Source organism: Streptomyces sp. NPDC002886 (genome assembly GCF_042888445.1).
In the GTDB taxonomy this organism is placed as follows: domain Bacteria; phylum Actinomycetota; class Actinomycetes; order Streptomycetales; family Streptomycetaceae; genus Streptomyces.
The window spans coordinates 213,772-227,787 of the sequence record NZ_JBIAPV010000007.1; the positions used below are offsets into that span (position 1 = coordinate 213,772).

Below are 14,016 nucleotides of genomic sequence, written 5' to 3' on the forward strand. Positions count from 1 at the left end.
TGGCTTCGCAGACTGGCCGACAGCGCGCAACGGATGGGGAGGCGGGGACGACGGTGGCGGAACGTAGCACGGCTGCCGTCGACGTGGCCGACAACAGCGGCGACGAGCCGCTGGCCGCGGAGACGGCCCAGGCCACGGCCGACGGGGTGGACACCCAGAACGGACGAGCCGCGGACGGAACCATGCCCGAGAAGGACGGCGACCGCAGGAACGCGGCACCCGCTGCCGCGCCCGAGCTGCACAGCGGCCACAAACTGGCCAGACGCTACCGGCTCGAGGAATGCGTCACCCGTCTGGACGGATTCAGCAGCTGGCGCGCGATGGACGAGAAGCTGCGCCGGGCCGTGGGCGTCCACCTGCTGCCCGCCGACCACGCGCGGGCCCGCGCCGTCCTGGCCGCCGCCCGCTCCTCGGCCCTGCTCGGCGACCCCCGGTTCGTCCAGGTCCTCGACGCCGTGGAGGAGAACGACCTCGTCTACGTCGTCCACGAGTGGCTCCCCGACGCCACGGAGCTCACCGCGATCCTCGCCGCGGGCCCCATGGAGCCGCACGAGGCCTACCAGCTCGTCAGCCAGGTCTCCCAGGCCATGGCCGCCGCACACCGCGAGGGCCTCGCGCACCTGCGCCTGACCCCCAGCGCGATACTGCGCACCTCCACCGGCCAGTACCGCATCCGCGGCCTCGCCGTGAACGCCGCCCTGCGCGGCATCACCAGCGAGACCCCCCAGCGCGCGGACACCGAGGCCATCGGCGCCCTGCTGTACGCCTCCCTGACCCAGCGCTGGCCGTACGAGAGCGACGCCTACGGCCTCACCGGCCTGCCCAAGGGCGTCGGGCTCATCGCCCCCGACCAGGTCCGCGCGGGCGTGCACCGAGGGTTGGGCGAACTGGCCATGCGCGCCCTCGCCAACGACGGGGCGACCGCCTCGCGTCAGGAACCCGCCTGCACCACCCCGGAGGAACTCTCCAAGGCCGTGGCCGCGATGCCCCGCATCCGGCCGCCGGAGCCCACCTTCACCGCTCCTCCGGAGTACCAGCACACCACCTACCAGCAGGGCAGCTACGGCAGGCCCCAGGGCCCCGGCAGGGCCACCACCCAGGTCACCGTCGTGCCCCCGCCGCCGCCCCTGCAGAGCCGGACCGGCCGCGTCCTCAAGTGGGGCGTCGCGGCGCTGCTGATCGCCGCCCTCGGGCTGGGCAGCTGGCAGCTCGCCGACACCCTGCTCAACCGGAACAACCAGGGCAGCACCAGCGGCAGTCAGACCACGCACGAGAAGGCCGACGACATCCCGGAGAAGGTGGCACCCGGTCCCCTCGCCATCTCCCGGGCCCGCGAGTACTCCCCGGACGGCAAGGACCAGGACCCCGGAGGCGCCAAGAACACCTTCGACGGGGACTCCTCCACCTACTGGCGGACCAAGTACTACGTCGACGGCCCCGACATCACGGAATACAAGGGCGGCGTCGGCATCGTCTACGACCTCGGCGCCGAACACGAGGTCAGCAGCGCCTCGATAGCGCTCCGGTTCGCGGGCAACCGCACCACCACCACGCTCTACGCGGTCGATTCCCTGAACCCGTCGGGCAAGATCTCCGGCATGCCGAAGATCGCCACGGCCACGACCTCGAACAGCAGCTTCAACCTGACCGCGGACAAGCCGGTCAAGACCCGGTACGTCCTGCTGTGGATCACCGCGATGCCCTGGGCACCCTCCGACACCTACACCGGAGCCGGGTACAAGCAGGCCATCACGGACGTGAAGTTCACGGGCTGACGGACAGCAGGGGAGGGGGCCGGCATTGGACGAAGCCACACCCGGGGGCCGCAGCGACCAGGAACTCCTGTCGCTGCACGCGGCCGGAGACCCGGACGCCTTCGGTGAGCTCGTACGCAGGCACCGCGACCGGCTGTGGGCCGTGGCCCTGCGCACCCTCGGCGACCGGGAGGAAGCCGCCGACGCCGTGCAGGACGCCCTCGTCTCCGCCTACCGGGCCGCCCACACCTTCCGCGGCGAATCGGCCGTCACGACCTGGCTGCACCGCATCACCGTGAACGCCTGCCTGGACCGGGCCCGCAAGGCCGCCTCCCGGAGGACCTCCCCCCTCGACGACACGGACCGCCTGGAGCGCCTTCTGGAGCCCCACGAGTCCGCCGAGGCACCCGCGGAGCGCCAGGACCTCCACCGGCAGCTGCTGGCCGCCCTGGGCACCCTCCCGGCCGAGCAGCGTGCCGCCCTGGTCCTCGTCGACATGCAGGGCTACCCCGTCGCCGAGGCCGCCGCCGTCCTCGACGTCCCCGTCGGCACCGTGAAGAGCCGCTGCGCCCGCGGCAGGGCGAAACTCGTCCCGCTCCTCACTCATCTGCGCACACATGCCGGGGATAACACCGATCCCGAGCGGGGAAGGAACCGGACACCGGGGACAACCGTCCCACCGGCGGCAGACCGCGGGGATCCGGCCCCGGATCCCAACGCAGTGAAGGGCGGAGGTGGACGAGCGTGACCCCCACTACCGGCGCGACCGGCACGATCGGGCACCCCGACGTCTCGGAGATCTCCGAGCTGGCGGAAGGCCTCCTCTCCCCGTCCCGCACGGCGGAGGTCCGCAGCCATCTCGGCGGCTGCCCCCTGTGCGCGGACGTCCGCGCCTCCCTGGAGGAGATCCGGGCCCTGCTGGGCACCCTGCCCGGCCCCGCCCGGATGCCCGCCGACATCGCCGGCCGGATCGACGCGGCCCTCGCCGCCGAGGCACTCCTCGACGCCACCACCCCGCGCGGGGAGCCCGGGCCCGTCAGCCCCGCCCGGGACGCCCACGGGGAACCCGGTCCCGATGTTTCACGTGAAACCGCCCCCGCCCCGGCCGATCGGAACGGGGCCCTGCGCCCTTCCGGTCACCCGACCGGCCCAACCGGCCCCGGACGCCGTCGCGCACGCCGCCGGATCGCTCTCGCGGGCGGGCTGCTCGCGGCGTGCGCCGCCGGTGTCCTGGTGTTCGGCCTGATGTCCGGCGACCGTTCCGCACACGACCTGTCCGTACGGAGCGACGCCTCCAGCGCACAGTCCAGGTCCGGCTCGCCCGAGTACACCGCCCAGGGACTTCCCGGCACGGTGCGCGAGCTCCTCGCGTCCGCCGCCCGGGGAGACAAGGGAGACAAGACGACGGAGGAGCGGAACAACACCTTCGGAGTGGAGAACAGCCCTCCGTCCGAACCCAGCCCCGCCCCGGCCGACGGCAGGGCGCCCAGGGCACCCGCCTGCGTCGAGCAGGCCACCGGCCGCACCGAGACCCCGCTGGGCTTCGAGTCCGGCACCTACGAAGGCAAGGACGTCTTCCTCCTCGTCCTGCCCCACCCCGGGGACCCCTCCTCCGTGGACGCCTATCTCATCGGCTCCGCCTGCGTCACCGATCCCTCGGCCGCTCCCGGGAAGCCCCTGCTCACCAGCACCTATCCCAGGAGCTGACAGACCAGGAAGGCCGTGGGACAACTCGGGAATGCGGGCGCCGTAGGATCCGTTGGGTGGGGTGAGAGTCCACACCGGCCCCCCGGTAGACAGCAGGCAGTCCGCAGAGACGAGGAATCAACCCGTGAGCGACGTACGAAACGTGATCATCATCGGCTCCGGGCCGGCCGGTTACACCGCCGCCCTGTACACCGCACGCGCTTCGCTCCAGCCCCTGGTCTTCGAGGGCGCCGTCACCGCAGGTGGCGCACTGATGAACACCACCGAGGTCGAGAACTTCCCCGGTTTCCAGGACGGCATCATGGGTCCGGACCTCATGGACAACATGCGCGCGCAGGCCGAGCGTTTCGGCGCCGAGCTGATTCCGGACGACGTCGTGTCCGTGGACCTCACCGGCGAGATCAAGACCGTCACCGACACCGCCGGCACCGTGCACCGCGCCAAGGCCGTGATCGTGACCACCGGTTCCCAGCACCGCAAGCTCGGCCTGCCCAACGAGGACGCCCTCTCCGGCCGCGGCGTCTCCTGGTGCGCGACCTGTGACGGATTCTTCTTCAAGGACCACGACATCGCCGTGATCGGCGGCGGTGACACCGCGATCGAGGAAGCCACTTTCCTCTCCCGGTTCGCCAAGTCCGTCACCATCGTCCACCGCCGCGACTCCCTGCGCGCCTCCAAGGCCATGCAGGACCGCGCCTTCGCCGACCCGAAGATCTCGTTCGCCTGGGACAGCGAGGTCGCGGAGATCCACGGCGAGCAGAAGCTCACCGGTCTCACCCTGCGCAACACCAAGACCGGTGAGACCTCCGCGCTGCCCGTGACCGGCCTCTTCATCGCCGTCGGCCACGACCCGCGCACCGAGCTGTTCAAGGACCAGCTCGACCTCGACGCGGAGGGCTACCTCACGGTCGACGCCCCCTCCACCCGCACCAGCCTCCCCGGTGTGTTCGGCGCGGGCGACGTGGTCGACCACACCTACCGTCAGGCCATCACCGCCGCGGGCACGGGTTGCTCCGCGGCCCTCGACGCCGAGCGCTTCCTCGCCGCCCTCGCGGACGCCGAGAAGGCGCACGCAGCGGTCTGACACCCTCAAGCAGCACCACACCCCACTCCCCGCAGGAAAAGAAGGAGGCCGCTGTGGCCGGCACCCTCAAGACCGTCACCGACGCAAGCTTCGATGACGACGTCCTCAAGAGCGACAAGCCCGTCCTGGTGGACTTCTGGGCCGCCTGGTGCGGCCCGTGCCGCCAGATCGCTCCGTCCCTCGAGGCCATCGCCGCCGAGTACGGCGACGAGATCGAGATCGTCAAGCTCAACATCGACGAGAACCCGGAGACGGCTGCCAAGTACGGCGTCATGTCCATCCCGACCCTGAACGTCTACCAGGGCGGCGAGGTCGTCAAGACCATCGTCGGCGCCAAGCCGAAGGCCGCCATCCTGCGCGACCTCGACGGCTTCGTCACCGCCAAGGCCTGACGCACCCGCGTCCGGGACCGGACGCGATCGCGTGACACGGGGCCGCCCCCTCCCGGGGGCGGCCCCGTTCGCATGCCGGCCCGGTAGCGGGCCGCGCCCGTCCTCGTCCTACAGCGGACGCAGTGCCGGTTCCTTGCGGGCCGCGCCCAGCAGCCGGTCCAGGGCCAGTTCCACGTCTTCCTTCCACGACAGCGTGGACCGCAGCTCCAGGCGCAGCCGGGGACGCGTCGGGTGCGGGCGTACCGTCTTGAAGCCCACGGCCAGCAGGTGGTCCGCCGGCAGCAGACAGGCCGGACCCTCCCACCGGGCATCACCGAACGCCTCGATCGCCCGGAACCCCCTGCGCAACAGGTCCTTGGCCACCGTCTGAACCATCACCCGTCCCAGCCCCTGGCCCTGATACCCCGGCATGATCCACGAGGTGATGAGCTGGACCGCGTCCGGGGACACCGGGCTGGTCGGGAACGCGATCGCACGCGGCACATACGCCGGCGGCGCGTACAGGACGAACCCCACCGGGACCTCGTCCACGTAGACCACCCGGCCGCACGAGCCCCACTCCAGGAGGACGGCGGAGATCCACGCCTCCTTCTCCTCGGCAGGGTTCCCCGCCTTCACCGCGGCCTCGCCGCTGACGGGGTCCAGCTCCCAGAAGACACAGGACCGGCAACGCCGGGGCAGGTCTTGAAGGTTGTCCAGCGTGAGCGGTACCAGCCGACGACCCATGACCGCATCGTATCCAGAGCTCGAATCACCCGAAACCGCGACAAGGCAAAGGGGGCGGAGCGCACCGGCTCACACCGGCACGACCCGCCCCCAGAGTTGGGTCACTCCCCGGCAGCACCCTGGTCCAGCACCCGGCCCTCGCCCGGCGCCAAGGTCCCCAGAATCCGCTCCAGGTCCTCCATCGACGCGAACTCGACGGTGATCTTGCCCTTCTTCTGGCCCAGATCCACCTTCACCCGCGTCTCGAACCGGTCCGACAACCGCGTCGCCAGCTCGTTGAGCGCCGGCGCGACCCGGGCACCCGCTCGCGGACCCTTCGACTTCACCGCACTCGGCGACTCCGAACCCATCAACGCCACGATCTCCTCGACCGCACGCACCGACAGCCCCTCGGCCACGATCCGGTGCGCCAGACGGTCCTGCTCCTCGGAGTTGTCCACCGACAGCAGGGCCCGCGCGTGACCCGCCGACAGCACACCCGCCGCCACCCGCCGCTGTACGGGCGGGGAGAGCTTCAGCAGCCGCAGCGTGTTCGAGACCTGCGGGCGAGAACGCCCGATCCGGTCCGCCAGCTGGTCGTGCGTGCAGTTGAAGTCCTGCAGCAGCTGGTCGTACGCGGCCGCCTCCTCCAAGGGGTTCAGCTGCGCCCGGTGCAGGTTCTCCAGGAGCGCGTCCAGCAGCAGCTTCTCGTCGTCCGTGGCACGGATGATCGCCGGAATACGCTGCAGCCCGGCCTCACGGCACGCCCGCCAGCGCCGCTCGCCCATGATCAGCTCATAGCGGCCCGGACCGGACTGGCGCACCACCACCGGCTGGAGCAGACCCACCTCCTGAATGGAGGTCACCAGCTCCGCCAGCGCGTCCTCGTCGAACACCTCGCGCGGCTGCCGCGGGTTCGGCGTGATGGAGTCCATCGGGAGCTCCGCGAACGTGGCCCCCGCCACCTCACCGGCCTCCGGAGCGGCGACCGGATCCGGCACGCTCACCAAAGCGGCCGGCGCCGATGTTTCACGTGAAACATCGGCCTGCGCCAGCGAAGCCAGCTTCGCCGCCGCGATGCCCCGCTCCGAAGGCAGCACCGGCACCGCCGACGGAGACGTCGACCCGGCACCGATCACCGGCGGCACCTTCTCCTGGGGAGCCGCGGGAATCAGTGCGCCGAGCCCCCGCCCCAGACCCCTACGTCGCTCACTCACTGGATCCCCTCCGCCATGCTCTGCGTGTTGTTCATGCCCGCACCCTGATGGGGGTGCTGGGGGTCGTACTGGAATCCGGCCCCGCGCAGCGCGATCTCCCGCGCCGCCTCCAGATAGGAAAGGGAACCGCTGGAACCCGGGTCGTAGGTCAGCACCGTCTGCCCGTAGCTCGGAGCCTCGGAGATGCGGACCGACCGCGGGATGCTCGTGCGCAGCACCTCCTTGCCGAAGTGGGTGCGCACCTCCTCCGCCACCTGCGAGGCCAGACGGGTCCTGCCGTCGTACATCGTCAGCAGGATCGTGGACACGTGCAGCGTCGGGTTCAGATGGGCCCGCACCAGGTCCACGTTGCGCAGCAGCTGGCCCAGCCCCTCCAGAGCGTAGTACTCGCACTGGATCGGGATCAGCACCTCCGCGCCCGCGACCAGGGCGTTCACGGTCAGCAGGCCCAGCGAGGGCGGGCAGTCGATCAGGATGTAGTCGAGCGGCTGCTCGTACGCCTGGATGGCCCGCTGGAGACGGCTCTCGCGTGCGACCAGGGACACGAGCTCGATCTCGGCACCCGCCAGGTCGATCGTGGCCGGCGCGCAGAAGAGCCCCTCCACGTCCGCCACCGGCTGGACGACCTCCATCAGCGGGCGGCTGTCGACCAGCACGTCATAGATGGACGGCACGTCCGCGTGGTGGTCGATGCCCAGCGCCGTCGAGGCATTGCCCTGCGGGTCGAGGTCGACCACCAGGACCCGCGCACCGTGCAGGGCCAGGGAAGCCGCCAAGTTCACGGTCGACGTGGTCTTGCCCACGCCGCCCTTCTGGTTGGCCACCACCATGATCCGGGTCTTCGGGGGCCTGGGCAGCCCCTCACCCGCACGGCCCAAGGCCTCGACCGCGATCTGGGCGGCCCGGCCGATGGGCGTATCTTCGTTGTCCACTAGGGGCGGGGCCGATGTTTCACGTGAAACATCGGCGCCTGGGGATTCAGAGCGGGGACCGGGGACCGGATCGGCCATCGGCCCCGCAAGGTTGGCGTCTGACCGCACGGTGTCACTCTCCTCGGCATCAGGCTCGCGATGAACAGAGCCTGCCATGTCACCGGGGTCGCGAACCAGCGGGGCCCGTACTCCTGTGGATGAATCCACCGATGTGGACAACTCCGTCCCCCCTTCGCCCTTGAGGAGACGGGGGGACGTGGCCGCACGACCGCGGCTGATGATTCCGTGCAGCAGAGAGCGACGTTTCACGTGAAACACGATGCCCGGACGGAGTGATCCGGCCGCTACGACACTCCGAAATCCATACCTATAGGGCTCAACACCCCCGTGCTACGCCTGCGAGCGCTCCCCGGAAGGGACCTCAGCGACGCCGGCGCGTACGGCTGGTACGGGCGGCCTTGGCCCGCTTCGCCGCGAACCGCACCCCGCCGGGGCTTTCCCCGACCTCGACCCGCACCACGGTGGAGAGCGGGTCCACGACACCCTCGCCGACGTGCAGCACCGAGGTCTTCACCACACCGAGCTTGGTCAGCGCGGCCTTCGCCGCCACCAGCTCCTCCTCGGCGGTGTCACCCTTCAGCGCCAGCATCTCGCCGTACGGACGCAGCAGGGGCACGCCCCAGCCCGCGAGCCGGTCCAGCGGGGCCACCGCGCGCGCCGTCACCACGTGCACCGGCGGAAGCTTGCCGAGGACTTCCTCGGCCCGCCCGCGCACCACGGTCACGTGGTCGAGCCCCAGCAGCTCCACGACCTCCTGGAGGAAGTTCGTCCGGCGCAGCAGCGGCTCCAGCAGCGTGATCTTCAGGTCCCTGCGCACCAGGGCCAGCGGAATGCCGGGAAGGCCGGCGCCCGAGCCCACGTCGCACACGGTGACGCCCTCGGGCACCACCTCCGAGAGCACGGCGCAGTTCAGCAGGTGCCTCTCCCAGAGCCGCGGCACCTCGCGCGGCCCGATCAGGCCCCGCCTGACACCCGCGTCCGCCAGCAGCTCCGCGTACCGCACAGCTTCCGGGAAATGCTCGCCGAACACCGCACGCGCCTCTTCGGGTGCCGGGGGCGCTTCTTCGGGCATCGGGGGAAGCTCAGCTGCCTCCGTCACGGGGACCGTCCTTCCGTACCGCATGGTTGTGAATACCGGACGACGTCGCTGCCGTCGCTGTCGTCACTGCCGTCAGCCGGCACTGCCAGGCTGACAAAGATCGGCCCCGCCTGCGAGACAGACGGGGCCGGACACTCAGGCTTCCGATCAGGCCGGAAGCACGACGACGAAGCGCTGCGGCTCCTCGCCCTCGGACTCGCTCCGCAGACCGGCCGCGGCCACGGCGTCGTGGACGACCTTCCGCTCGAAGGGGGTCATCGGCTCCAGCTTCAGGGGCTCGCCGGACGTCTTCACGTCCTCCGCGGCCTTGGCGCCGAGCGCCGTCAGCTCCTCGCGCTTCTTCGCCCGGAAGCCGCCGATGTCCAGCATCAGCCGGCTGCGGTCCCCGGTCTCGCGGTGCACGGCGAGGCGGGTCAGCTCCTGCAGAGCCTCCAGCACCTCGCCGTCGCGGCCGACGAGCTTCTGCAGGTCGCGCGCGGACTCGCTGACGATGGAGACCGAGGCGCGGTCCGCCTCGACGTCCATGTCGATGTCGCCGTCCAGGTCGGCGATGTCCAGCAGACCCTCAAGGTAGTCGGCCGCGATCTCACCCTCCTGCTCGAGGCGGGTCAGGGTGTCGCCACTCTCAGCGGCGGCGGTGGTGGTGCCTTCCGTCACGGGAGGGACTCCTTCTTACTTCTTGGGAGAGGGCTTGCTGGGGGGCGTCTGACGCTGCGACTTCGACTGCCGCTTGGGCTGCTGACGCTTCTGTCCGCCACCGCCGGCCGCATCGGAATCGACGGTCGCCTCGACGCTCTTCGCCACGGATCCGTCCGCCTGCGCGGCCAGACCCTGCTTGCTCAGACCGGTGATGAACTTGCGCTCGTTGTCGTTGCGGTCCGGGCCCTTGGCCACGATCGCCGCGACGATCTTCTTCTTGCCCCGGCTCTTGAGCTCGCCGTGCGAGCTGATCTGCTTCAGCAGGCGCGTCAGGTACTGGTCCTGGGCCAGGCTGCCGGGGGTGGGGTTCCGGTTGATCACGAACATCTGCTGGCCCATGGTCCACAGGTTCGTGGTCAGCCAGTAGACGAGGACACCGACGGGGAAGTTGATGCCCATGACCGCGAAGATCAGGGGGAAGACGTACATCAGCATCTTCTGCTGCTGCATGAACGGCGTCTTGACCGAGAGGTCGACGTTCTTCTGCATCAGCTGGCGCTGCGTGTAGAACTGCGACAGCGACATCATCACGATCATGATCGCGGTGACGATCCGCACGTCGGTGATCGAGGCGCCCAGAGCGGCGACCTTGTCCGCGCTGTCCGTGAACTTGGACGCCAGCGGGGCGCCGAAGATGTGCGCGTTACGCGCGCTCTCCAGCAGCGGACCGTCGATCTGACCGATCGGCGTGCCGTTGGCGATGCCGGCGAGCACGTGGTAGAGCGCGAAGAAGAACGGGGACTGCGCCAGGATGGGAAGGCACGAGGAGAGCGGGTTGGTACCCGTCTCCTTGTACAGCTTCATCATCTCTTCGGACTGGCGCTGCTTGTCGTTCTTGTAGCGCTCCTGGATCGCCTTCATCTTCGGCTGGATCGCCTGCATGCCGCGCGTCGCCTTGATCTGCTTCACGAAGAGCGGGATCAGGCAGATACGGATCAAGATCACCAGGGAGACGATGGACAGGCCCCAGGCCCAGCCACTGTCGGCGCCGAACATGGCGCCGTACACCTTGTGGAACTGGACGATGATCCACGAGACAGGCGTGGTAATAAAGCTGAACAGACTGGCAATCGTGTCCACTAATCAGGCTCCTTGAGCATTGCGAGATCTACGCAACGCACTGCGCAGCTGCTCGTGCCAACGCGGGCGTTTCCGGGGTGGGACGTGGTCCACGCCACCCGGGGACCACGGATTGCACCGCAGGATCCGCCAGGCGGTCAGAGCCGTCCCCTTCACCGCACCATGCCGGTCGATGGCCGTGTACCCATAGTGCGAACACGAGGGGTAGTAGCGGCACACCGGCCCGAGCAGCGGACTGATCGTCCACTGGTACAGCTTGATCAATGCGAGCAGCGGGTACTTCATCGAGCCACGCCTCCCAAGAGCCGCAGCAGTGCGGCATCGAGGTCCCGGGCCAGCTCGTCGAGACCGGCATCACCCGCTCCGGGCAGAGCCCGTACCACCATCAGGCTACCTTCGGGCAGCTGGGACAGCCGCTCGCGGACGAGATGGCGCAAACGGCGCTTGACCCGGTTGCGTACGACGGCGATGCCGACAGCCTTGCTGACGACGAAACCCGCACGCGTCGAGGGATCGATCTCCCCCGGCTCGTGCGGGTCCGTTGCACCGCTTGTACGTAGGTGGACGACGAGGAGCGGGCGACCAGCCCGGCGACCTCGACGTACCGCGCTCGCGAAGTCCTCGCGCCGCCTCAGCCGATTGTCGGGAGACAGCACGACGTCACGATCCGCCCGTCAGTTACGCGGAGAGTTCGGCGCGGCCCTTGCCACGACGGTTCGCGAGGATGGCGCGGCCGGCACGGGTACGCATCCGGAGACGGAAGCCGTGGGTCTTGGCACGACGGCGGTTGTTCGGCTGGAAGGTGCGCTTGCTCACTCGAGGGCTCCAGAGAATAAATCGTTTAGGCGGGACATCGCCTGGCTGTCACCGTGCGCCCACGAGGAGAAAACTCGCGTGTTCGCCCGAGTGGCACCGCAAAACGATCACAACCAGTGATCTTCGCCCATCGGTAGGCAGGCGGCAGCAGCCATCGACAACTCGACCTCGTTACGGTACGCGCGGCTACGCCATCCGGTCAAACCGAGTCGACGGTGCCCCACACTGTGCACAGGCTGTGGACAACGACTTGAACCGTACCCGCTGGCCTGACTACCGTTGCCTGACCCTGGATTTTTTGTCCCGACCGTCCCAAAGAACCACACATTCGTGGGACCCCCTCTGAGAGAGCGTGCTCTGTGGCTGACGTACCTGCCGATCTTGCCGCAGTGTGGCCAAGGGTGCTCGAAAAGCTCCTCGGGGAGGGACAGAACAGCATCGAGCCCAAGGACAAGCAGTGGGTCGAGCGCTGTCAGCCCCTGGCCCTGGTGGCGGACACCGCGCTGCTTGCCGTGCCCAACGAGTACGGCAAGCGTGTCCTGGAGGGCCGGCTCGCCCCGCTCATCAGCGACGCCCTCAGCCGTGAGTGCGGCCGCCCCATCCGGATCGCCATCACCGTCGACGACTCCGCCGGCGAGCCCTCGCCCCCGGCCCCGTCCGGGTCCTCCTCCCGCGACGACTACGAACCGTACGGCGGTCAGCGCCCCGGCGGGCACACCGGACCGATGGGTCACACGGGCCCCGGCGGCCACAACGGCCCCGCCGATGACCAGCTCCCCAGCGCCCGCCCCGCCTACCCGGACTACCAGCAGCAACAGCGCTCCGAGCCCGGCGCCTGGCCCCGCGGCGGCCAGCAGGACGACTACGGCTGGCAGCAGCCCCGCCTCGGCGGCTTCCCCGAGCGCGACCCCTATGCCTCCCCGCAGCCGGGCTACATGCAGCAGTCCGAGCCCTCCTCCTACGACCAGGGCTCCTACGAACAGCAGAAGTACGAGCAGCAGCAGTACGAGGGCCAGCAGCAGCGCTCCTCCCGCCAGTACGAGCAGCAGCAGTACGAGCAGCAGTCCTCCCCGCGCCCGGTGCCCAGCCGGCCCGCGCCCTCGGCGCCGTCCGGCGGTTCCACCTCGGGACCGTTGGAGCCGACCGCCCGGCTGAACCCCAAGTACCTCTTCGACACCTTCGTCATCGGCGCCTCCAACCGCTTCGCGCACGCCGCCGCGGTGGCCGTCGCCGAGGCGCCGGCGAAGGCGTACAACCCCCTCTTCATCTACGGGGAGTCGGGCCTCGGCAAGACGCACCTGCTGCACGCCATCGGGCACTACGCGCGGAGCCTCTACCCCGGCACCCGGGTGCGGTACGTGAGCTCCGAGGAGTTCACCAACGAGTTCATCAACTCGATCCGCGACGGCAAGGGCGACGCGTTCCGCAAGCGCTACCGCGAGATGGACATCCTGCTCGTCGACGACATCCAGTTCCTCGCGAGCAAGGAGTCGACGCAGGAGGAGTTCTTCCACACCTTCAATACGCTCCACAACGCCAACAAGCAGATCGTGCTCTCCTCCGACCGGCCGCCCAAGCAGCTCGCCACCCTGGAGGACCGGCTCCGCAACCGCTTCGAGTGGGGCCTGATCACCGACGTCCAGCCGCCCGAGCTGGAGACCCGCATCGCGATCCTGCGCAAGAAGGCCGTCCAGGAGCAGCTCAACGCCCCGCCGGAGGTCCTGGAGTTCATCGCCTCCCGCATCTCGCGCAACATCCGCGAGCTGGAGGGGGCGCTGATCCGGGTCACGGCCTTCGCGAGCCTGAACCGGCAGCCGGTCGACCTGGGCCTGACCGAGGACGTCCTGAAGAACCTGATCCCGGGCGGCGAGGACAGCTCGCCCGAGATCACCGCCACCGACATCATGGCGGCCACCGCCGACTACTTCGGGCTGACCGTGGACGACCTGTGCGGCTCCTCGCGCAGCCGCGTGCTGGTCACCGCCCGGCAGATCTCCATGTACCTGTGCCGGGAGCTCACGGACCTCTCGCTGCCCAAGATCGGGGCGCAGTTCGGCGGCCGCGACCACACCACCGTCATGCACGCGGACCGCAAGATCCGCGCTCTGATGGCGGAACGCCGCTCCATCTACAACCAGGTGACCGAGCTCACCAACCGCATCAAGAACGGCTGACACCGGCTCTGTGGACGTGCCGTACGGGCGCCGCCGAGCCCTTCAAAACGCTTTTAGAGGGCGCTCCCGGGTCACTTCGGGGGCGCCCTTCTTCGTGCGTGCGCCCCTGGGCTGTTCGAATACGCCCCCTTGGAGGCAAGTCATCCACAGATTGGGCGACTTTCTTCCGTCCACACCCTGGGGACGGGTTCCACAACCCACAAGACTGTCCACAGGGCCCTGGTGTGAGGCACCATCAGGGCTGGTCAGACCCCTGTGGAATTGTGCGCAACGACTGTCCACAGGCTGTGGACGAAA

Annotated in this window: 15 protein-coding genes; 6 read left to right on the forward strand and 9 right to left on the reverse strand. The window is 69.5% G+C overall.

The window, feature by feature from the left end; genetic code table 11:
* The first annotated feature begins 53 nt into the window (after window positions 1-53).
* The 5 genes from ACFYYB_RS29090 (at window position 54) to trxA (ending at window position 4,937) form a co-directional block, all read left to right on the forward strand.
* Window positions 54-1,775: a protein kinase family protein gene (locus tag ACFYYB_RS29090; protein ID WP_389438697.1), complete on the forward strand. Its 1,722-nt coding sequence runs from the start codon at window positions 54-56 to the stop codon at window positions 1,773-1,775.
* A gap of 25 nt (window positions 1,776-1,800) precedes the next feature.
* A complete protein-coding gene (sigM, locus tag ACFYYB_RS29095; RefSeq protein ID WP_389438698.1) occupies window positions 1,801-2,502 on the forward strand; it encodes an RNA polymerase sigma factor SigM in 702 nt (233 codons plus the stop codon).
* On the forward strand, window positions 2,499-3,461 hold the full coding sequence (locus tag ACFYYB_RS29100; RefSeq protein ID WP_389438699.1) for an anti-sigma factor family protein: 963 nt from the start codon (window positions 2,499-2,501) through the stop codon (window positions 3,459-3,461). Before sigM ends, ACFYYB_RS29100 begins: the two co-directional genes overlap by 4 nt.
* A 124-nt stretch (window positions 3,462-3,585) precedes the next feature.
* Window positions 3,586-4,545, forward strand: a complete 960-nt coding sequence (trxB, locus tag ACFYYB_RS29105; RefSeq protein WP_389438701.1) for a thioredoxin-disulfide reductase — start codon at window positions 3,586-3,588, stop codon at window positions 4,543-4,545.
* Between the two features lie 53 nt (window positions 4,546-4,598).
* Window positions 4,599-4,937: a thioredoxin gene (gene trxA / locus ACFYYB_RS29110; protein ID WP_327305751.1), complete on the forward strand. Its 339-nt coding sequence runs from the start codon at window positions 4,599-4,601 to the stop codon at window positions 4,935-4,937.
* A 108-nt stretch (window positions 4,938-5,045) separates the two neighbouring features.
* On the opposite strand, the gene ACFYYB_RS29115 is transcribed toward trxA, so the two are convergent.
* The 9 genes from ACFYYB_RS29115 to rpmH form a co-directional block, all read right to left on the reverse strand.
* Complete coding sequence (locus tag ACFYYB_RS29115) at window positions 5,046-5,663, reverse strand: GNAT family N-acetyltransferase (RefSeq protein WP_389438703.1); 618 nt, start codon at window positions 5,661-5,663, stop codon at window positions 5,046-5,048.
* A gap of 101 nt (window positions 5,664-5,764) precedes the next feature.
* The gene (locus ACFYYB_RS29120) at window positions 5,765-6,859 is read right to left on the reverse strand and encodes a ParB/RepB/Spo0J family partition protein (RefSeq protein WP_389438704.1); all 1,095 of its coding nucleotides are present in this window, start codon (window positions 6,857-6,859) and stop codon (window positions 5,765-5,767) included.
* Window positions 6,856-7,947, reverse strand: coding sequence for a ParA family protein (locus ACFYYB_RS29125; protein WP_266879286.1), 1,092 nt, complete (start codon window positions 7,945-7,947; stop codon window positions 6,856-6,858). Before ACFYYB_RS29125 ends, ACFYYB_RS29120 begins: the two co-directional genes overlap by 4 nt.
* Before the next feature lie 265 nt (window positions 7,948-8,212).
* A complete protein-coding gene (rsmG, locus tag ACFYYB_RS29130) occupies window positions 8,213-8,923 on the reverse strand; it encodes a 16S rRNA (guanine(527)-N(7))-methyltransferase RsmG (protein WP_389438707.1) in 711 nt (236 codons plus the stop codon).
* Between the two features lie 174 nt (window positions 8,924-9,097).
* On the reverse strand, window positions 9,098-9,607 hold the full coding sequence (locus tag ACFYYB_RS29135) for a R3H domain-containing nucleic acid-binding protein (protein WP_327305747.1): 510 nt from the start codon (window positions 9,605-9,607) through the stop codon (window positions 9,098-9,100).
* 15 nt (window positions 9,608-9,622) lie between these two features.
* Window positions 9,623-10,729: a membrane protein insertase YidC gene (gene yidC, locus ACFYYB_RS29140; RefSeq protein WP_389438708.1), complete on the reverse strand. Its 1,107-nt coding sequence runs from the start codon at window positions 10,727-10,729 to the stop codon at window positions 9,623-9,625.
* 3 nt (window positions 10,730-10,732) lie between these two features.
* Window positions 10,733-11,014 carry a membrane protein insertion efficiency factor YidD gene (yidD, locus tag ACFYYB_RS29145; RefSeq protein WP_076043740.1) on the reverse strand — a complete coding sequence of 94 codons (282 nt, stop codon included), beginning with the start codon at window positions 11,012-11,014 and terminating at the stop codon, window positions 10,733-10,735.
* Window positions 11,011-11,385 (reverse strand): ribonuclease P protein component, encoded by a 375-nt coding sequence (rnpA, locus tag ACFYYB_RS29150; RefSeq protein WP_243331112.1) that lies wholly within the window; start codon window positions 11,383-11,385, stop codon window positions 11,011-11,013. Before rnpA ends, yidD begins: the two co-directional genes overlap by 4 nt.
* Before the next feature lie 22 nt (window positions 11,386-11,407).
* Window positions 11,408-11,545: a 50S ribosomal protein L34 gene (gene rpmH / locus ACFYYB_RS29155; protein ID WP_100597229.1), complete on the reverse strand. Its 138-nt coding sequence runs from the start codon at window positions 11,543-11,545 to the stop codon at window positions 11,408-11,410.
* Window positions 11,546-11,904: 359 nt separating this feature from the next.
* Here rpmH and dnaA point away from each other — a divergent pair, with 359 nt between their 5' ends.
* Entirely contained in the window at window positions 11,905-13,719 is a 1,815-nt protein-coding gene (dnaA, locus tag ACFYYB_RS29160; protein WP_389438709.1) for a chromosomal replication initiator protein DnaA, read from the forward strand.
* The last annotated feature ends 297 nt before the right edge of the window (window positions 13,720-14,016 follow it).

Excerpts from the sequence above, each read along its gene's own strand:
- rsmG (WP_389438707.1), bottom strand. The coding sequence starts at position 8,923 with ATGCCCGAAGAAGCGCCCCCGGCACCCGAAGAGGCGCGTGCGGTGTTC.
- yidD (WP_076043740.1), bottom strand. The coding sequence starts at position 11,014 with ATGAAGTACCCGCTGCTCGCATTGATCAAGCTGTACCAGTGGACGATC.
- ACFYYB_RS29125 (WP_266879286.1), bottom strand. The coding sequence starts at position 7,947 with ATGGCAGGCTCTGTTCATCGCGAGCCTGATGCCGAGGAGAGTGACACC.
- ACFYYB_RS29115 (WP_389438703.1), bottom strand. The coding sequence starts at position 5,663 with ATGGGTCGTCGGCTGGTACCGCTCACGCTGGACAACCTTCAAGACCTG.